Source organism: Thalassobacter stenotrophicus (assembly GCF_001458315.1).
Lineage (GTDB): Bacteria > Pseudomonadota > Alphaproteobacteria > Rhodobacterales > Rhodobacteraceae > Thalassobacter > Thalassobacter stenotrophicus.
Genome location: NZ_CYRX01000007.1, coordinates 50,767 through 70,102, shown reverse-complemented (window position 1 = coordinate 70,102; position 19,336 = coordinate 50,767). Strand labels below are relative to the sequence as shown.

Annotated in this window: 21 protein-coding genes; 7 read left to right on the top strand and 14 right to left on the bottom strand. The window is 56.1% G+C overall.

The window, feature by feature from the left end:
- Position 1: 1 nt before the first annotated feature.
- From THS5294_RS01095 to THS5294_RS01085, 3 genes are read right to left on the bottom strand one after another with little or no spacing between them, the layout of a single operon-like run.
- The gene (locus tag THS5294_RS01095; protein ID WP_058122271.1) at positions 2–589 is read right to left on the bottom strand and encodes a MotE family protein; all 588 of its coding nucleotides are present in this window, start codon (positions 587–589) and stop codon (positions 2–4) included.
- 11 nt (positions 590–600) lie between these two features.
- Positions 601–1,008, bottom strand: coding sequence for a DUF6468 domain-containing protein (locus THS5294_RS01090; RefSeq protein ID WP_058122270.1), 408 nt, complete (start codon positions 1,006–1,008; stop codon positions 601–603).
- Between the two features lie 9 nt (positions 1,009–1,017).
- Positions 1,018–1,506, bottom strand: coding sequence for a flagellar basal body-associated FliL family protein (locus THS5294_RS01085; RefSeq protein ID WP_058122269.1), 489 nt, complete (start codon positions 1,504–1,506; stop codon positions 1,018–1,020).
- A gap of 126 nt (positions 1,507–1,632) precedes the next feature.
- Between THS5294_RS01085 and fliF the strand changes: the two genes are divergently transcribed.
- Genes fliF through THS5294_RS01060 form a run of 5 tightly spaced genes read left to right on the top strand, consistent with a single transcriptional unit; the run spans position 1,633 to position 5,500 of the window.
- Positions 1,633–3,372 carry a flagellar basal-body MS-ring/collar protein FliF gene (gene fliF / locus THS5294_RS01080; RefSeq protein ID WP_072936789.1) on the top strand — a complete coding sequence of 580 codons (1,740 nt, stop codon included), beginning with the start codon at positions 1,633–1,635 and terminating at the stop codon, positions 3,370–3,372.
- A gap of 3 nt (positions 3,373–3,375) precedes the next feature.
- Positions 3,376–3,999, top strand: a complete 624-nt coding sequence (locus tag THS5294_RS01075; protein ID WP_058122268.1) for a FliH/SctL family protein — start codon at positions 3,376–3,378, stop codon at positions 3,997–3,999.
- On the top strand, positions 3,992–4,261 hold the full coding sequence (locus tag THS5294_RS01070) for a FliM/FliN family flagellar motor switch protein (protein WP_038005922.1): 270 nt from the start codon (positions 3,992–3,994) through the stop codon (positions 4,259–4,261). Before THS5294_RS01075 ends, THS5294_RS01070 begins: the two co-directional genes overlap by 8 nt.
- Complete coding sequence (gene fliP / locus THS5294_RS01065; RefSeq protein WP_058122267.1) at positions 4,258–4,977, top strand: flagellar type III secretion system pore protein FliP; 720 nt, start codon at positions 4,258–4,260, stop codon at positions 4,975–4,977. Before THS5294_RS01070 ends, fliP begins: the two co-directional genes overlap by 4 nt.
- A 10-nt stretch (positions 4,978–4,987) precedes the next feature.
- Entirely contained in the window at positions 4,988–5,500 is a 513-nt protein-coding gene (locus THS5294_RS01060) for a magnesium and cobalt transport protein CorA (protein ID WP_058122266.1), read from the top strand.
- Here the strand turns inward: THS5294_RS01060 and ccoS are convergent.
- The 8 genes from ccoS to ccoN form a co-directional block, all read right to left on the bottom strand.
- Positions 5,497–5,655, bottom strand: a complete 159-nt coding sequence (ccoS, locus tag THS5294_RS01055; protein ID WP_058122265.1) for a cbb3-type cytochrome oxidase assembly protein CcoS — start codon at positions 5,653–5,655, stop codon at positions 5,497–5,499. The genes THS5294_RS01060 and ccoS overlap by 4 nt on opposite strands.
- A 16-nt stretch (positions 5,656–5,671) precedes the next feature.
- Positions 5,672–7,861 carry a heavy metal translocating P-type ATPase gene (locus THS5294_RS01050; RefSeq protein WP_058122264.1) on the bottom strand — a complete coding sequence of 730 codons (2,190 nt, stop codon included), beginning with the start codon at positions 7,859–7,861 and terminating at the stop codon, positions 5,672–5,674.
- Between the two features lie 9 nt (positions 7,862–7,870).
- Positions 7,871–8,347: a FixH family protein gene (locus THS5294_RS01045; RefSeq protein ID WP_058122263.1), complete on the bottom strand. Its 477-nt coding sequence runs from the start codon at positions 8,345–8,347 to the stop codon at positions 7,871–7,873.
- Positions 8,344–9,765, bottom strand: coding sequence for a cytochrome c oxidase accessory protein CcoG (ccoG, locus tag THS5294_RS01040; RefSeq protein WP_058122262.1), 1,422 nt, complete (start codon positions 9,763–9,765; stop codon positions 8,344–8,346). Before ccoG ends, THS5294_RS01045 begins: the two co-directional genes overlap by 4 nt.
- A 237-nt stretch (positions 9,766–10,002) precedes the next feature.
- Entirely contained in the window at positions 10,003–10,881 is an 879-nt protein-coding gene (gene ccoP / locus THS5294_RS01035) for a cytochrome-c oxidase, cbb3-type subunit III (protein WP_058122261.1), read from the bottom strand.
- Positions 10,878–11,072, bottom strand: coding sequence for a CcoQ/FixQ family Cbb3-type cytochrome c oxidase assembly chaperone (locus THS5294_RS01030; protein ID WP_058122260.1), 195 nt, complete (start codon positions 11,070–11,072; stop codon positions 10,878–10,880). The genes ccoP and THS5294_RS01030 overlap by 4 nt, the downstream gene beginning before the upstream one ends.
- Positions 11,073–11,084: 12 nt before the next feature.
- Complete coding sequence (gene ccoO, locus THS5294_RS01025; protein ID WP_058122259.1) at positions 11,085–11,810, bottom strand: cytochrome-c oxidase, cbb3-type subunit II; 726 nt, start codon at positions 11,808–11,810, stop codon at positions 11,085–11,087.
- 12 nt (positions 11,811–11,822) lie between these two features.
- Positions 11,823–13,421 carry a cytochrome-c oxidase, cbb3-type subunit I gene (gene ccoN / locus THS5294_RS01020; protein ID WP_058122293.1) on the bottom strand — a complete coding sequence of 533 codons (1,599 nt, stop codon included), beginning with the start codon at positions 13,419–13,421 and terminating at the stop codon, positions 11,823–11,825.
- A 197-nt stretch (positions 13,422–13,618) separates the two neighbouring features.
- Here ccoN and THS5294_RS01015 point away from each other — a divergent pair, with 197 nt between their 5' ends.
- Entirely contained in the window at positions 13,619–14,449 is an 831-nt protein-coding gene (locus tag THS5294_RS01015; RefSeq protein WP_058122258.1) for a universal stress protein, read from the top strand.
- On the opposite strand, the gene fnrL is transcribed toward THS5294_RS01015, so the two are convergent.
- A complete protein-coding gene (fnrL, locus tag THS5294_RS01010; RefSeq protein ID WP_370736560.1) occupies positions 14,446–15,198 on the bottom strand; it encodes a transcriptional regulator FnrL in 753 nt (250 codons plus the stop codon). The two genes, THS5294_RS01015 and fnrL, sit on opposite strands and share 4 nt — an antisense overlap.
- Before the next feature lie 64 nt (positions 15,199–15,262).
- On the opposite strand from fnrL, the gene hemN reads away from it, so the two are divergent.
- Positions 15,263–16,618, top strand: coding sequence for an oxygen-independent coproporphyrinogen III oxidase (gene hemN, locus THS5294_RS01005; RefSeq protein WP_058122292.1), 1,356 nt, complete (start codon positions 15,263–15,265; stop codon positions 16,616–16,618).
- Here hemN and THS5294_RS01000 read toward each other — a convergent pair.
- Positions 16,615–18,228 carry an ABC transporter ATP-binding protein gene (locus tag THS5294_RS01000; RefSeq protein ID WP_058122256.1) on the bottom strand — a complete coding sequence of 538 codons (1,614 nt, stop codon included), beginning with the start codon at positions 18,226–18,228 and terminating at the stop codon, positions 16,615–16,617. The genes hemN and THS5294_RS01000 overlap by 4 nt on opposite strands.
- Positions 18,225–19,334, bottom strand: a complete 1,110-nt coding sequence (locus tag THS5294_RS00995) for an ABC transporter permease (RefSeq protein ID WP_058122255.1) — start codon at positions 19,332–19,334, stop codon at positions 18,225–18,227. Before THS5294_RS00995 ends, THS5294_RS01000 begins: the two co-directional genes overlap by 4 nt.
- Positions 19,335–19,336: the final 2 nt, after the last annotated feature.

Sequence of the window (19,336 nt, the reverse complement as noted above, 5' to 3'; positions counted from 1 at the left end):
TCTATTCCTTCAGCGCGTTTGCATTTCGTCCGGCGACGATCACGCTCACGGCATAAGCAGTCGCGGGCTCCAAGCCTGAGACAATTGCGGCGGCTGATTCTGGCGCCATTCGCACAAGGAAACCTGCGGCGAATTCTGGATCCATCGCTTCGAACAGCTCGGCTGCGACTTTGGGCTTCATCGCCTGGTAAACGGCAGTGAGCTGGCTAAGATCATCTTCTGACGCAGTGGATGAAGCGGCCAGTCCGGCTTCTAGCCTCATTTCCGCTTCTTCTAGTATGGCGAGTTGCTCCAAGATCGCTTGGCGTGACAGCTCCACATCCACTCGTTTCTGCTCAATAGCGACCTCTGCGGCAAGTAACCGAGCCTCGCGCGCGGTTAGGTCTTCCATCATTGTTGAAAACGCCGGATCGGGGATGCACATGTCGCTGCCGAATGTATCCGTGACCTCGACATCCGTTTCAGCCGTCGCCCATGCTGCACTCAAACCAGCAAAGCGTACGCCCGCAGAAGCGAGAAATAGTAGCAAGATGAGTAGTGTGATCTGCCTTTGAATCGGCTTTGGCGTCTTTGTACTTGGTTTGTTCATAGACTTTCCCCTCAAGTATTTCGCGCGCGCGCTGTCACAAAGGAAAACACATCAGGCTCGACAGCGGCCGATGGCGCAGCGACGGGTACGCCTGGATGTGTTGGTATATTCGTTTGCGTAATAGGCGCCTCAGGCATGTCAGTTAGGCTCGCCAACAAAACTTCTAGATTGCCGGCCGCATCCTCGGCCTCTTGCACGAGTTCCTTGAGTTGCGATGACGCTTCACCTGCAGTCGCCTCCGTTTCCTTGAGCACTCTTTGCATGTCATCCACCTGAGTGGACAGGATCGCAATTGCCCCCCCGAGGCCAGATTCAAAGCTCGAGAGTTTTTTCAAACGTCGAGACAAGACGAAGCAATAGACGCACGCGCACACGGCACCGCCCAAGAGCAGAGCATCAGCAATAAGATCAATCAGCATTCGACAACCTCACGTTAAAACAAATTCTGTGATCAGAAGGTCACGGACGTGATCCCCTCCCGTCACGATCTGAATGCGGCGCAGCATCTGAGCCCGGAGACGAATAAGAGCGCGACGACTTTCTAAGTCTTCGACAGCTACTGCACGAAGATACGTATTCAGGACGTCCATAATCCGCGGCTCAAGAAAAGAGACCGCCTCCTCATCACCTGATGAAACCTCAAGCTGCGCCTGGAACCGCAGCAATCGATTCGAGGAACTATCACCCAAGGCGATCACCATTGGGGGCAGCGGAACAAAGGCTAAATCGGCAAGTGGGCTAAGCGTTTTTTCCTCGGGGGCAGCCTCTACGACTTCCGTGGGCGTGCCGTCCCCACTCGTATACATAAAGAAGAAAGCCCCGCCCCCACCTACGAGCGCGACAACAATCGCAAGGATAAGCGGTAGCTTGCTGGCCTTCTTAGAAGGGGCATCTTTGGTTTCGTCGCTCTCAGCCATTTGGGCGTCCATCTTTTTTTGTCACGTCCGACTATAACCACCGTTTGGCTAACCGATTATTAAGGCGAATGCGCAATCTTACTCTCAAGACCCGGGCAGAACGTCCGCGTACATAAGGAGAAGATCGTGGAGAACCTGCTGTCCTTCTGGAACAAGCTTCCGCTGCAACGCCGCATTATTGTCGGGGCCGCAACCGTGGGGGTCTTCGTCATGGTCTTGATGATGGCGCGCATCGCCAGTGCTCCCAGCATGTCGCTTCTTTATGCCGGACTTGATGCCAACTCAGCGGGCGAAGTCGTTGCCTCGTTAGAAGCACAAGGCGCCAAACATGAAGTGCGCGGCACAAGCATTTTTGTAGAAAGCAACCGGCGCGACAGTCTGCGAATGACACTGGCCGCTGAGGGACTGCCCCAAACAGGGGCGAACGGCTACGAAATCCTTGAACAAATGACTGGATTTGGGACGACATCCCAAATGTTTGACGCAGCCTATTGGCGGGCAAAAGAGGGCGAGCTTGCACGCACCTTAGCTGGCAGTGCAGGCATCAAAAGTGCCCGCGTACACATCGCCAATGCAAACAACACACCGTTCCAACGCAAATCCACGACCACGGCATCCGTCACCTTAATGACCAGCGGAGGCGCAATCTCAGAACCGCAAGCGCGGGCGATTCAATTCTTGGTCGCCTCTGCCGTTACGGGCCTTATGCCCGAGGATGTCACTGTAATTGATGGGCAGACGGGCCGCATTGTTTCTGCAGATGCGGATCAGGTTTCTGGACTTGACCAAGAAAGCCGCGCGGTGGCTTTGCAAAAGCGCGTTGAGCGCCTTATGTCAGCGCGCGTTGGTCCAAACAGCTATGTCGTTGAAGTCAGCGTTGAAACGGACCGCGCCGCAGAGACCTTGGTGCAGCGCACACTCGACCCCAATAGCCGCATCGTAATCAGCACTGATAGCGAAGAGACAACGCGTGAAAGCTCTAATTCTGGCGCAGGCGGCGCGGTTACTGTGGCGAGCAATCTGCCAGAGGGTGATGCAGGTGGTGCAGGCAGTTCCTCTAATGCGCAGAATGCATCGACGAGAGAGCGTATTAACTACGATGTGTCCGCCACCGAGCGTGAAATCAAACGAGGCCCCGGTGCGATCAAACGTATCTCCGTTGCGGTCCTCGTCGATGGAACGACCACAACAGATGCAGACGGCGGAACTGAGTGGCAACCGCGTTCTGCAGACGAACTCAACGCTCTCAAACAGCTCGTCGAGTCGGCGGTTGGATTTGACGCGGAGCGCGGTGATACGATCTCATTGCAGACGCTTCAATTCAATCAAGCCTACCAACAGGTCCCCGAGGCAGAATTCACAAGCGCCTCTGGAATCATGGATCGGCTGGACATTCAAAACCTCATACAGGTCACACTGCTCGGGCTTGTTGCACTGCTGTTGGGTCTTTTTGTGGTACGACCAGCCCTCAAATCCGACGCGACAGCTACCGCCTCAGCCGCATTGCCCGTGCCGGAAGGAACTGCGACGCCCCCTAGTGGGTCCGCCCGTGCGCTACCCTCCATGGCACCACCGGCTGCACCTGCACCGTCCTTGCCCGACTTACCGGATTTGCCTGCGCTTAGCGGGACAATTGAGGAGGATAATGCACCATTTGCGATGCCTCAAATGGGCACTGTCTCAGACTTCGACATGGCGAACCTATCTGGCCAAGGCGGTGATCTCCCGGATTTGCCTGCCTTCAACATGGCATCCGGGGACAACAACGAGGACGAAGATCCCGTCGATCGGCTACGCAAACTGATTGAGGATCGGCGCGAGGAAACTGTCGAAATCCTGCGTGGATGGATGGAAGAAAAGGCGTAAAGCATGAGTTCTTTTTCCCGCCTTTCGCTCGAAGAATTCGGTGCCGCTCCACCTAGAGATGTTGAAGCCACAACCGAGGCCGCGCCCGCGATTGATACGACAGAAATATACGAAACAGGGTATCAAGCTGGTTGGGACGATTGCCTTGAGCGCTCCAAGCGCGACCAAACGCATATCGCGGAAGCCCTCGGCAAACGGCTTTCTGATTCGCACCTGACGGTGGACCACGCGCGTAGCGAAATCTTGGCAGAGCTCAAACCTCTTCTCGCGGATATTGTTCAAAAACTCCTCCCGGCGCTTGCGCAGAGCGGATGTCGGCAGCGCTTGTTGGATGAAGTCGTGGCCCTCGCCCAAGACGCAGCGCAGGCAGAAATAGAAATTCGCGTGTCACACGAAGAACTAAATGCGGTGACCACTTTGCTCGAAGCGCACCCTGACACTCCACAAGTCAAACTCTCAGCAGACGCCGCATTGGGGTTGACCCAAGCGCACCTCAAGCTGGGCTCCACTGGTCGGTCCATCGACATTTTGCACGTTGTCGACGGGATCGAAACTGCTTTTGAAGCGGTCTTATCCGATGACAGGCCCACCAATCTAACCGATGAAAAGGATGTTCTCAATGGATGACACTCACACGACCAGCCCGTTTGCGCGCATACCAGTCGAGGTCTCGGTTTCTGTTGGTCGCGCCCGGCCCACGGTCTCGCAGTTATTAGCCTTTGAGCAAGACAGTATCATCGAGCTTGATCGCTCCATCAGTGATCCAGTCGAGTTGTACGTCGGGGATCGGTTGATCGCGCGGGGCGAACTGCAAGAATTGGATGGAGATCAATCGGGCCAATTGGCCGTTCGGCTGACCGAAGTCGCAAAGGCTGACGAAAGCCTATGAGGGCGTTTCTAACCCTGATATTTTTCCTAGCGATTGTCGCACCCGCCAACGCGCAGGAGATCGCAATTTCACTGGGAGAGGAAAACGCGCTAACCGCGCGCACTTTGCAATTGATCGCTCTAATCACTGTTCTCAGCCTTGCGCCCGGACTAGCGATCATGGTCACGTGTTTTCCGTTTATCGTGACGGTTCTGTCGATCCTGCGGCAAGCAATCGGCTTGCAACAATCCCCGCCCAACATGTTGATCGTGAGTTTGGCATTGTTCCTAACCTATTTTGTTATGGAGCCGGTATTTACCAGCGCTTGGCAAAATGGCCTCTCGCCTCTGGTCGAAGGCACGATGGATATAGGCACCGCATTCGGCGAGACGATGGCACCATTTCAGGTCTTCATGGGGGCTCGCGTGGACCCCGAGACGCTGGATGCGATGATCGATATGCGCACACAATCAGAGGAGATTTCCGCCCAAGAACCTCCGCTATCCGTGTTGGTGCCTGCGTTTTTGCTCAGTGAAATCTCACGTGCATTCCAAATCGGATTTCTCGTTTTTCTGCCCTTTTTGATCATCGATATGGTCGTAGCTGCCATTCTTATGTCCATGGGTATGATGATGGTCCCCCCCGCAGTTGTCGCCCTCCCATTCAAGCTCGCATTCTTTGTGGTCGCGGATGGCTGGACGTTGGTCACAAGCGCCTTGGTGCGCAGTTATTTCTAAGGAGCCCCCAATGACACCAGACCCACAACCCGCCGCCGAAGCCTGCCCCAGCCCCGAAGCGCGACTGCCCTTGGAGGCATCAAATGCAGAACGGGCGCGCATACTGCTCGCACTGATCGACAAACAAGGCGGGCAAGATCATCTGGATGATTTGACGCAGAAAGCGAAGGCCCTTCAGCAACAAGATCGTGCCGCCCAAGGCAGTCCAAATACGATGCCCAGCCGTGAAACGCTCATGCAGAGCGCGCGGGATTTATTGGCACGACTTGAACCGAGCAAGAAACAAATGCCCCCAAAGCCCAGCCCAAAACCAAGCAACGGTATGCTTGCAAAACCAGTTGTCCGCAGCACGATAGCGGCCTTAATCGAAGAGAGCGATCTGCCGAAAGAGCATCCAGCGGTCATCGCCATCGTCCTGCAGAACCAAGACGCCAAGACAAAGGCCGCTGTGTTGCGTCAGCTGCCTGGGTCTCTCGCGCGGCGTGTTCAGCAATCAATTGAGCGGGTTAGAGAAACGGCCTAGGGCTTGGGGTAGTCGTCGTAGTCGGAACGCAAAATGCGTTGCGCATCGCCTTCAGGATCATCGTATTGCCGGGTCTTTAGTGTCCAGATGAAAGCGACCAAGCCGACCGCGCCCAACAACAACGAGATAGGGATCAACACTGCGAGTACGTCCATGCGGGGCCTCCTCTTCCTATGATTTCAACCGTATCGCATTCAGCGTAACGGTGAGTGAGGATGCAGACATTGCGAGTGCAGCGATCAACGGCGTCGCCATGCCCGCAATGGCCAAAGGCACAGCAATAAGGTTGTAAAATGAGGCCAAGCTGAGGTTTTCAACAATGCGGCTGCGGGCTTGGTGCGCTAAGTCGAATACCCCATCAAGCCCGCCCAGCCCCTTGTCGATCAAAACAAAATCAGAGGCTACGCGCGCCGCATTCAAGGCACTTGCCGGTGACATCGATACATGGGCATTCGCGAGCGCGAGTGTATCGTTCAATCCGTCGCCGATCATTAAAACCCGCCGCCCTTCGGCTGCGAGACCCGCGATGGTATCGGCTTTTTGTATAGGTGTCTGTTCAGCTTCAAACGGGAGACCGCCCAAGGATTGCGCAACTCTCTTGACCGCATGAGGACCATCACCGGAGAGTATTTGCACGTCTAGCCCACGCGATCTAAGAGCCGCAACACTCTCAGCAGCATCTTGGCGAAGCTCCTCATCGAACGAGAGGCGAATGGGGTCTAGGTCGCCCATTTGAAAACACACGCTCAGACCCGCACCTTGCTCTCCGCCCATCCATGTTGCGCGGCCCAGCCGAACGCGCTTTCCCGCCCAACGCCCTTCAGTTCCGCAACCAGGATGCTCTGTCAGATCCGTAATCTCAGCTGCCACAACATTTTGCTCAGCAAGCGTTTTGCTCAACGCTGCGCTGAGCGGGTGATCTGAACCCTTTGCCAACCCGAACAGCACTGTTTTTTGCACTTCGTTCAAGCCGGCTAAATCATCACTCTTTGGCGTGCCCAGCGTCAGGGTACCGGTCTTATCAAAAATCACGGTATCGACCTCAGCCAACCTCTCAAGGGCGGTTTCATGCTTGACCAGCACGCCTTTTCGAAACAACCGCCCACTCACTGCGGTCGTCACGGCCGGAACCGCAAGGCCCAGTGCGCAAGGGCATGTGATAATCAAAACTGCGGCTGCAATGTTTAACGCAAGCCTCAGATCTTGAGTGTAAATATACCAACCGACCGCCGCTACGGCCGACAGAATATGCACACCGGGCGCGTATAACTGAACGGCACGATCCGCGAGGGTTGAGTATTTGCTTTTACCGCCCTCCGCTATTGCGACCATATCAGATATTCGCCGCAATTCAGTGTCTTTTCCGACTGCTGAAGCCTGCACATGAAGGACCCCTGACAAGTTAATCTCACCTGCGAAAAGTGACGTGCCCGGCTGCGCCAGCATCGGCACAGCCTCACCGGTCATAAAGGAGCGGTCCACCTCGCTTTGACCCGTCATTACGACACCGTCGACAGGAATATTCGCGCCGGGCTTCACGATCACAACATCCCCGACGGCGATTTGCGCCACTGGAACGGTGACCTCAGTGCCATCGGCCCATTTGATCGCGCGCTGAACCTCAAGCGCGGCAAGTTCTTGCGCCGCTGACCGTGCGGATGACCGCGTCCGATGCTCTAGATAGCGCCCCGTCAGTAGGAAAAACGCGAGTGCCACGGCAGCGTCAAAATAGGCATGCTGCCCCCCATGCGCCGTCTCATAGAGCGACGTGCCCGCCGCGAGTAAAATCGCAAGCGTAATCGGCACATCCATGTTGAGGCGCCGCCCCCGCAGTGCGGCAAGTGCCGATGTGTAAAAAGGCATTCCGGCAAACGCCACCGCGGGCAAGGCAATCGCCGCAGAAATCCAGTGCATCATATCGCGTGTTGCCGCGTCCGCACCGGACCACACCGCAACGGACAAAAGCATGACATTCATCATCGCAAAGCCCGCAACGCCGAGCCTCATCAATAACATGCGACCATAGTCATCGCGGTCAGATTGCGCCAAAAGGCTGCTATCCAGCTCCTGCGCCTCATAGCCTGCATTGTCCAATGCATCGATTATGGTCTGGATATCGACAGAGGGTGCGGCTTGGATTGCGACCCGCCGCATCGTCAAGTTCACGCTCGACTTGGCCACACCCGGAATCTGTTCAAGCGTCCGTTCGACGCCTGAAATGCACGCGGCACAGTGAATTCCCGGCAAGGCCACCATCAGGCGTGCGTTTTCAACCGGCTCAGGTTGAACCGCAACGCCCTCCGGCACGCCCACACAAGCGGGACAGGCCATTGGCCGAGAATGATCAAAAGTTGCCGTCATTGCGCTATGCTAGCCACGCACGGCCAGACCTAAATCCTGGCGGAAGGGGGTGCCATCCTGCGCCTCACCGCGCAGCCGTAGGACCCATGCGCCGGGCTCCAGCACCGCGGGTGCGGAAAAGACGCCATCCGCTTTGTGCAGATCCAGCGTCAGATCAGAGCGTGCATGGGTGGCGCGCCCGACCGTCGCGCTCAGGCTTTTGATACCGACCGGAACGGCCGCGAGGCTATCAACCACAATCTTGATCTGACCTGCGTCGTAGCCAGCGGCGATTTGCAATGCCAACGCTTCTTGAGCGCTACGCTCACGGTCAAAATTCTGGCTCGCGACATAACTGTTTTTTACGACCAAACCGGGAAACGTCGAGATCGCGGAATAGGCCATTGTGATGTTGACGCCGATGATCACGGAAAACCCGGTTGCCATAATCGCAAAGACTTTACGTCCTGTTAGCTCTTTTCTTGTCACTTGGTCGTTGTCAGTCATTCTGTCGTCCTCCCAAAATAAACAGTGTCAGTATGAGCCCGTGCGGAATTAACGAAATCATCAATCCAGAACCTGAACTCGGTGCGATCGCCAGTGGCCGGACCACTGCCGCGCGGTGCAGTCACGTAGACACGCTGCAAAAAGGTCTCGTTTGCGGGCACCATTGCGACCTGATCGTCTGCGCCCTCTAGTTGCAGCGTCAGAGCCTCATCCCCCTTGAGGGAAATGTAGAAAGGTTTGTCCGTCCCGCTCATGTTACGCAGACGGATGTCGTAGGTGTTGCGGATTGAGCCGTCGGACAACACCACATTGACCGGATTGCGCACAGGCGCGACCGTCATGTCGATTGGCGATCGGATGAATAATAAAAAGACCAGCGCAAAGCCGATACCGGCCCAAAGAGCCGTGTAAATCATCGTCCGGGGGCGCAAAATATGCTTCATGATCGGCTTTGGCGCGTTGCCTTCACGCTCAAGGGTTTCGTCGGTCAAAGCCATGTAATCGATCAAACCACGCGGTTTGCCGACCTTGGCCATGATGTCATCGCAGGCATCAATGCACAGTGCACAGGTGATGCACGCCATTTGCTGGCCATCACGAATGTCGATCCCAGTTGGGCACACATTCACACAGGCCATACAATCGATGCAGTCACCGGTTGCGTTCTCATGCTTCTTGCCGCGCGGCTCACCCCGCCAGTCCCGGTAGGCCACTGTGAGCGTGTCTTCGTCCATCATTGCGGCCTGGATGCGTGGCCACGGACACATGTAGATGCAAACCTGCTCGCGCATGAAGCCACCAAACACGAAGGTCGTAAGCGTCAAGATCGCGATCGTCGTATAGGCAACGGCATGTGCCTCGAACGCGAACAAATCGACCAGAAGCCTGGGCGCATCAGTGAAATAAAACACCCAAGCCCCCCCCGTAGCGACCGAGATCAGCAACCATAGCACCCACTTTGTGATCCGAAGGCGGATTTTCTTGGCATCCCATTTCGACTTCCAAAGCCGTAGGCGTGCGTTACGGTCCCCTTCGATCCAACGTTCAACGAGGATGAAAAGGTCAGTCCAAACAGTTTGCGGACAGGAATACCCGCACCAAACCCGGCCCAGCGCAGACGTAAAAAGAAATAGCCCCAAGCCTGCCATGATCAGAAGGCCCGCCACAAAATAAAATTCGTGCGGCCAGATTTCGATCCAAAAGAAAAAGAAACGGCGATGCGCAAGGTCCAACAGGACGGCCTGATCAGGCAGGTTCGGTCCACGGTCCCAGCGGATCCACGGCATCACGTAATAGATGCCCAGCGTTACCGCCAGAATCCACCATTTCAGGTTCCGGTAATAGCCTGACACACGCTTCGGAAATATGGGCTCACGTGCCGCATAAAGGGATTTTGGGGTCTCAGGGGACGCAGTCATACAACCGACTCGTTTCATTAGGGTTCTGTTCGCTTCACTATTCCTAGGGTTGTGACGCCGAGCGAACATTGACCTGTGTCAAGTTTTGCCCCTTTCGCTCAATGAGAGACCACAAATGAAAACCGCCCCCCGAAATGCGGAGGGCGGTCAGAGTGGGTCTACCTTTGGAAACGCGCGAACAGGATCAAGGTGAGACCCCTTTCAGATCCGCCCGTTTAGGACGGATCCGAACCTAGGTCATTCGCCCCCACCAAGCTGGTGCACATAGGCCGCAACGGCGCGAATTTCGCCTTCAGAAAGCCGTTTGTTCCAGTTCGGCATAACCCCATAGCGAGAGTTCATGACCGTCTCGGTAATTGCCTCTTCGGAGCCGCCGAAAAGCCAGATCGCATCGGTCAGGTTGGGCGCCCCTTGGAACCGATCACCCGTTCCATCCTCGGCGTGACAGCTTGAACAATTGTCCAAGAAGATGACCTCGCCCGCCGAGGCCAAGGCTGAGTTATGGGGCGCATCAGACAGCGAGCGGACATAGGAGACGACTTGTGCGATTTCCTCTTCGGCGAGGATTTCGCCAAAGGCTGGCATCTCAGAAAATCGGCTGTCTGCCACGTCTTCAAGACGAATACCGTAGGCCACAGTTTGGGCGATGTCGTCGACAGTCCCGCCCCAAAGCCAGTCATCATCCAGCAAGTTGGGATACCCAACGGCACCCGCAGCACCCGATCCGTGGCACTGTGCACACCACGTTTTGAAGATCGCAGCGCCACCGTTCACCGCAAAGCCGTGCAGGTCGGTGTTGTCCTTTAGCGAGGCCAACTCCACTTGTTCGATTTGCTCCCAGAGGGGCGCATTTTGGGTTTCGACTGCGTCGATGTCTTGCTGCACTTCGGCCCGAGTGGAATAGCCCAACAAGCCTGGGGTGGCTTCCTTGAGCATCGGCCAAGCAGGATAGGCAATCGTGTAACCAATCGCCCAAACGATACAGGCGTAAAACGTCCAGAGCCACCAACGCGGCATCGGATTGTCGAACTCTTTGATCCCGTCCCAGCTATGACCGGTTGTATTGGGGTCACCCGCTTGAAGTTCTTGTTCTTTATCTTCGGTTTGATGGCTCATTTCGATGCCTCCTCCCCGCTGTCGGGTGCGGGTCTATCCTCATGACGAAAGGGGATATTCGCGATATCGGCATGCACCTTGTTGCTTCCAGGACGGAAGGCAAAAAGGATGATCCCAATGAACAACGCGAACATGACAAGCAGGGCCCAGCTGTCGGCAAAGGCGCGCGTGATGGTGTAAATATCTTCCATAATCCGCCCCCCTTACCGGCTTGCATCGGGTGTGAAGGTCGAGAAATCGACCAACGTGCCGAGCATCTGAAGATAGGCCACAAGAGCATCCATTTCGGACACGCCATTTGCACCATCAAAATTGCGCACTTGCGCCTTGGGATAGCGGGCAAGGAAATCATCCGTGTCCCCCCATGGATCGATTTGGGTGCGCACGTCAGCGGCCGCGAACTCAATCATTTCTTCTGTGTAGGGCACGCCAACCATGCGGTGTGTCGCCATCAGATCGCGGACCATTTCTGGCTTTACCTTGCGGTCTAACAGATAGCCGTATTTGGGCATGACAGACTCGGGCACCACCGACTGTGGGCTGATCAGGTGATCAATATGCCAGTCGTCAGAATAGCGCCCACCGACACGAGCCAGGTCCGGCCCCGTCCGCTTGGACCCCCATTGGAACGGGTGATCATATTGCGATTCAGCCGCCAGGGAGTAGTGACCATAACGCTCTACCTCGTCTCGCATTGGGCGGATCATCTGAGAGTGACAGACATAGCACCCCTCCCGGATGTAGATCTCGCGCCCTGCGAGTTCGAGTGGGGAGTAGGGGCGCATGCCCTCTACGTCCTCAATCGTGTTTTCGAGATAGAACAGCGGAGCGATCTGTACGATGCCACCGATGGTCACGACCAAGAAGGACAGAACCATCAAAAGCGTGACATTCGTCTCGATCTTTTTGTGTTTGCTGAGGATAGACATGAGATCTCCTCCTTATTCAGCAGGGACTGCGACGCGGGCCGGGGCTTTCGCCTCGCCTTTGACGACAGTCATCCACAGGTTGTAGACCATGATCAGCGATCCCGCGAGGAACAGGACCCCGCCCAAACCGCGCACCACGTACATCGGGAACTTGGCGGCAACGGTGTCGGCAAAGCTGTTCACAAGGAAGCCATTTGCATCCACTTCGCGCCACATCAGGCCCTCCATGATCCCCGTCACCCACATGGACGACGCGTAGAGAACGATGCCAATCGTCGCGAGCCAGTAGTGCCAAGATACGAGGCTGAGCGAGTAAAGGCGCTGCTTGTTCCACAGTTTCGGGAACAGGAAGTAGAGCATCCCGAAGGTGATCATCCCGTTCCAACCGAGCGCGCCAGAATGCACGTGGCCAATGGTCCAGTCGGTGTAGTGCGACAGTGAATTCACCGCACGGATCGACATCATCGGCCCTTCAAACGTCGACATCCCGTAGAACGCGACCGAGGTGACCATCATCCGCAACACCGGATCGGTGCGCAGCTTGTCCCATGCGCCAGACAGCGTCATCAGACCGTTAATCATCCCGCCCCACGACGGCATCCACAGCACGATCGAGAACACCATACCAAGCGTCGAGGCCCAGTCGGGCAATGCGGTGTAGTGCAGGTGGTGGGGGCCGGCCCAGATGTACAAAAAGATCAGAGCCCAGAAGTGAATGATCGACAGTTTGTACGAAAACACGGGACGATCGGCCTGCTTTGGGATGAAATAATACATCATCCCCAAGAAGCCCGCAGTCAGGAAAAAGCCCACGGCGTTATGCCCGTACCACCACTGGGTCATGGCATCTTGGACGCCTGACATGACCTGCACAGAGCGCGAGCCCCAGATCGAAACAGGCAACGACAAATTGTTAACCAAATGTAGCATCGCCACAGTAATGATGAACGCCAGATAGAACCAGTTTGCCACGTAGATGTGCGGCTCTTTGCGCCGCACAAGCGTGCCGACAAAAACCGCCAAAAAGCAGACCCAAACGATTGTCAGCCAGATATCGACGTACCACTCAGGCTCGGCGTATTCTTTGCTTTGGGTCGACCCGAGCAAGTAGCCAGTCGCGGCCAAAACGATAAAAAACTGGTAGCCCCAGAACACAAACCAGCTGAGGTTTCCGCCCCAAAGCCGCGCCGCAGAGGTTCGTTGCACCACGTAAAATGCGGATGCGATCAGCGCGTTACCACCAAACGCAAAAATCACCGCGCTGGTGTGCAGCGGGCGTAGGCGTCCAAAGTTCAGGTATCCTTGCGCCCATTCAAAATTGAGCACCGGAAAGGCCAGTTGGAAGGCAATGAAAGTGCCGACCAAAAAACCCACAACACCCCAAAATGCAGTGGCAATTACGGATGCCCGTACGGGCCCGTCCATATATTCATTTGCTGGTTGCGCCTTTGGTTCATCCACACGGCGCAGCTGCCACAAAAACAGCCCCCCCGCGGTTACCATCGTTAAGATAGCGTGAACCATATAGGCTGCATCGCGTGCGTAGTTGGCTGCAATCGCCGCAAAAAGCGTGATCACAGCCAGCACTGCAAGCTTGAGATAATCGGTCATCTCGTGCGTCCCCTTGTTCCGCCCATTTTGGCTCAACTGCGAGCCGGTGGGCCTGTTCATGAGGACCGACATCGCAAGCGCGCCTCTAAGTTGCATTGATCCATGTCAAGAAACGGCATCGACGAATTGACACAGGTCATGGCTGTCAAAATCTCGATCCAATAGCTGTGTAGCAGAGAAACAAGCAGGAGAAGACCATGCGTTTCGCCACCGTTTTGACCGTGATTAGCAATCATCAAGATATTGAAATTATGACAAAAACAGCGCTGCCTTTCGCCCGTGCACATTGCAGCCACCTTGAGGTGATCTGTGTCGGGATGGATGCCACCCAACCCGGTGTTTATTTCGCGGGTGCGACATCTTTGGTCTACGATGACGGGCGCCTTCAGGCCGTTGAGCAGGCGCAAGCCCTTCAATCCGATGCGAACGAGGCGTTGCAAACGCAGGGGGTGCTATTTGACGTTCAAGCGGCAGTTGTGCAGCCCGGAACGATAGGTGACATGGTGGCAGAGCGCAGCCAATTTGCCGATATCGTCATTCTTCCGCCACCCTATGCGCCCAGCCGCGCCGCACATGCGCCCACAATTGTAGAGGCCGCGTTGTTTGCCGGACGCGCACCCGTTCTAATTACCTCAGATGACATCGGGCAGCCTGAGCGAATCGTCCTCGCATGGAACCAATCCCGCGAAGCTGTCGCAGCCGCGCGCCACGCCCTGCCGTTCTTTGCTGCGGCCAAACGCACAGATGTCCTGATCGTCGATCCACCCCGCCATAGCGCGACACAGGGCGACCCAGGCGGAAACATTGCTAGGATGTTAGCCCGGCACGGTGGCAACCCTTCTGTGGTGATCGATGTGCAGACGCTGCCCCGCGTATCAGACACGTTAACGCGTCACGTCGTAGATACCGAAGCCGACCTGTTAGTCATGGGCGCATACGGGCATTCTCGCCTACGCGAGGCGGTGTTGGGCGGTGCCACTCGCCGTATGCTAGAGCAGTCAGAAGTGCCCCTATTATTGGCGCATTAACCGAAAATACCACCGTCGCTGTCATCGCCTGTTTCAGACATCAACAGGTCAAAATCGGGCACCGTAACGTGGCGTTTGCCTTCTAGAACAATGACTTTGTCCCGACGCAATGCGGAGATCTGACGGCTAACGGTTTCCAGCGTAAGCCCCAGATAATCGGCCATCGCTTCGCGGGTCAGGGGCAGGTCAAAGACTACACTTTGCTCCGCCGGATTTTCACGAAGCGACGCATCCCGACGGGCGATAATCGACAAAAGGCTCGCGATCTTTTCACGCGCAGTTTTGCGCCCCAACAGGATCATCCATTCGCGCGCAGCATCAAGCTCGTCTAACGTCATCTCCAGCAAACGCTGAGAAATATGGGGCGTGTCGAGAAGTAGTTCCTGAAATGGTTTTTGCCGGAAACAACACAACACAAGGTCCGTCGTCGCCACCACATCATACGTGGCCTTCGCGCGATTGGGCCGCCCCAAAAAGTCCGATGGCAGCAACAGGCCAACCATCTGACGACGGCCATCCTCCATGGTTTGCGTCAGCGTAGCCACACCCTCAACCACCGATCCGACAAAATCCAGAGGCTCGCCCGCCCACGCGATTTGTTGGCCCGCCTTATAGGAGCGGTAGTATTTCACGCTCTCCAAACGTTCCAATTCGTCAGCCTCACAGCGCGCACACACTGCGCTATGTCGAATAGGACAATTGCTACAATCCTGCTGAGTGAGCCGTGGGGCGGACATTGTACGTGGCATCTTTTGCCTTCTTTGCTTGATCTCGATCAAGGCGGAGATCATCTTTCGGTATAATGGTAAACAAATGAGTGAACAAATACAACTTAAGCGATACGGACTGTTCGATACGAAGGTCCCGCGCTACACGAGCTATCCGCCCGCCACACAATTTGCAGGGGGCGTTAATGCCGCAGTGCAGCGCGAATGGATAGAATCCATTGCCCCCGGGACCAAGCTTTCACTCTATATGCATGTCCCTTTTTGCCGGCGTTTATGCTGGTTTTGCGCATGTCGCACCCAAGGTGTGCGGTCAGATGAACCTGTCCGCGCCTATGTCGACAGCCTACTTCAGGAAATCGCGACGCTAAAATCAATGCTTCCGTCAGATGTTAGTTTGGCGCGTCTACACTGGGGCGGCGGCACGCCGACGTTGCTTGCGCCCGACATGATCGCGCGCATTGCGGACGCTTTCCAAGATATCGTTCGGTGGGAACCAGACGCCGAGTTCTCGGTCGAGATTGATCCAAATGAGATTGATCAGGCCAGGCTCAAGGCCCTGCAGGCAGGTGGCATGAACCGCGCCTCTATCGGGGTGCAGGATTTTAACCCTGACATTCAAAAAATTATCGGCCGTATCCAAAGCTATGAAACCACGCGCGACGTGGTTGATGCCCTGCGCGATCTTGGCGTCAAAAGTCTAAACGCAGACATTCTGTTCGGACTGCCCGAACAATCCCCCGAGCGTTTGGCCGAAAGCGTGCAACTATTGCTATCTCTCACGCCGGACCGCGTGGCTCTTTATGGCTACGCCCATGTGCCTTGGATGGCCCGACGTCAGGGAATGATCCCAACAGACACGCTGCCCACCCCAGAAGAACGTCTGCAACTGTATGAAAACGCCAAGAAGCTGTTCTTGTGGGATGGCTATAAAGAAATTGGAATCGATCATTTTGCGCGCGAGGACGATGGCCTTGCGATTGCGCGGGATACGGGTCGGCTACGGCGTAATTTTCAGGGGTATACCGACGACACATGTGATGTGCTGATCGGTCTTGGGGCCTCGTCTATTTCAAAATTCCCGCAAGGGTTCAGCCAAAATATCAGCGCGACAGCAGGGTATCAGTCCGCCGTGCGGGCGGGTGAATTAGCAACCGCCCGGGGCCATGTGTTCACCGCGGATGACAAATTTCGCGGCCGGATGATTGAAGCGCTTATGTGCGATTTTGAGGTTGAGACGGCAGACATCGTCTCAAGCTTTGGTGTTTCAGAAGACACCCTGAACCGGCTGTACACCCAAGCCTCCAACCAGTTCGCTGGTATGGTTGAGATCACTCCGACCCACTTTCGCATACGTCCGCAGGCACGCCCCCTTGTCCGCATGATCGCGCGCGTTTTTGACGCCTATGACATCAGCCAAGGCAGCCATAGCGCCGCGATCTAGGCCTCAATCACGGCCTCATCAGACTTTAGGTCAAACGCCGCCGCCATCAGGGCGCGCGTGTATTCGGTTTGCGGTGCATCAAAAACCTGTTGTGCGGGCCCGGCCTCAATGATGTCGCCTTGCTTCATCACCATCACCTTATGGCTCAACGCGCGAACGACCTTTAGATCATGGCTAATGAACAGATAAGCCAGCCCGTATTTCTTTTGCAGATCACGCAGAAGATCTACGATTTGAACCTGCACCGTCATGTCTAACGCACTTGTCGGCTCATCCAAGACCACCAGTTTGGGCCGCAAAATCATGGCGCGTGCGATTGCGATACGCTGGCGTTGGCCCCCAGAAAACTCATGCGGGTATCGGTCCATCATCGCCGGATCAAGGCCGACCTCGGTCAGGATTTCCGCGACCAGCTCACGGTGTGGGCGACCTTCACCCAAATCATGCACGCCCAAACCTTCGGCGATAATTTGGGCGACGGTCATGCGCGGGCTGAGGCTGCCGAAGGGGTCTTGGAAAACGATCTGCATGTGTCGCCGCAGGTCGCGCAGCTGCCGGGACGTCCATCCTTGGACATCTTGGCCCTGAAAAACGATTGGCCCTTCCGATGACAACAACCGCATCAGCGCAAGCGCAAGTGTCGTCTTACCCGAACCACTTTCGCCCACAATCCCAAGGGTTTCACCCGCACGCACATCCAGCGTTGCCGCGTTCACAGCCTTTACGTGGCCAACAGTCTTGCGCAAGAACCCACGCGTGATCGGAAACCACACACGTAGGGCATCGGTACTGACGACGACATCGCTGTTTGCAGGCGCTGGATCGGGCAAACCCGAAGGCTCCGCCGCAAGCAGCTTTTGCGTATAAGGATGTTGGGGCGCGGTGAAAATTTGCTCAGTCGGGCCGGTTTCGACAATCTCACCGCCCTGCATCACACACACGCGATCCGCGATGCGCCGCACAACGCCCAGATCATGCGTGATGAACAAAAGGCTCATACCTTCGGCAGCTTTTAGCTCTGCTAACAGATCAAGGATCTGCGCTTGGATCGTGACGTCTAACGCAGTGGTCGGCTCATCCGCGATCAACAACTCCGGCCCATTCGCAAGCGCCATCGCGATCATCACACGTTGCCGTTGCCCACCTGATAATTGGTGTGGATAAGCGCTCAGGCGGCTCTCGGCTTCTTGGATACCGACGCGCTCCAGCAGCTCCAAAATGCGGGCACGCGCGGCATCACCGCTAAGCCCCTGATGCAGGGCTAGGCTTTCAGCGAGTTGTTTTTCAATGGTGTGCAACGGGTTGAGCGACGTCATCGGCTCTTGGAAAATGAAGCTGATGTCGTTGCCGCGCACGCGGCGCAAATCCGGTTCGGGCGCGTGCACCATCTGCGTGCCGTTGTAGGTGACAGAGCCCGACACCTCTGCCGCATCTGGCAAAAGCGACACGGTCGACAACGCCGTTACCGACTTGCCCGAGCCGCTTTCGCCGACCAATGCCACGGTCTCACCGCGCGCAACCTCAAAGGAAACTCCCTTCACGGCCTCAGCTATCTGACCGTCCTGCCGGAACCCAACCCGAAGATCTTTGACTTGCAACACTGCGCTCATTGAAAGGTCTTTCGTGGGTCAAAGGCGTCGCGGACGCCCTCAAAGATAAACACTAAGAGTGACAGCATCACGGCGAAGGTCACGAATGCCGTGAACCCCAGCCAAGGTGCTTGCAGGTTTTGCTTGGCCTGAAGCGTCAATTCCCCCAGCGACGGGGCCGACGACGGCATCCCGAAGCCGAGAAAATCCAGCGTTGCCAGCCCGCCGATTGTGCCCGTAACGATGAACGGCAACAGCGTCACGGTGGCGACCATCGCGTTTGGCAAGACGTGACGAAACATGATCGTCCCGTTGGACACGCCCAAGGCGCGTGCGGCACGAACATATTCGAAGTTGCGAGCGCGCAGAAATTCGGCCCGAACAACGCCGACCAAAGCGGTCCATCCAAAGAGCGTCATCAACCCGACCAAAAGCCAGAAGTTCATCGGCACGATCGCCGCCACAATGATGATAATGTAGAGGGAGGGGGTCGAGCTCCAGATCTCCATGAGGCGCTGGAAAATCAGATCGACCCAGCCGCCAAAATACCCCTGCAAAGCCCCTGCCGTGATCCCGATAACAGAGGTCAAAACCGTCACGACCAACGCGAACAAAACCGAGAGGCGGAAGCCATAGATCACACGCGCCAGCACGTCACGCGCGGTGTCATCTGTGCCCAACCAGTGGGTGCCGTCGGGGGCGGATGGTGCCGTGCCGCCAATGTCGTTCACGGTATCATAGCTGAACGGCACAACAGGCCACATGATCCAGCCGACGGATATCTCTTCGCCATTGATGGACCCGTCTGCCGCATCTTCAATATACCCCTCAGGGTCGTCGAAACAGTCGATCAAACCGCCCGTGATAATGAGGCATTGAACCTCAACATCACGGTAGATCGCCTCGGTTCTGAAGTCGCCACCAAAGGTCGTTTCGGGATAAAAGCTGCGAAACGGGGTGTAATAGCCGTCCTGATATTTGACCAAAATCGGCTTATCGTTAGCGATGATCTCGGCGCAAAGCGACAGCCCAAACAGGATGGAAAACACCCATAACGACCAAACCGCCCGGCGGTTGGCTTTGAAGTTACGCAAGCGACGTTGGTTCAGGGGGGAAATCCAAGCCATAC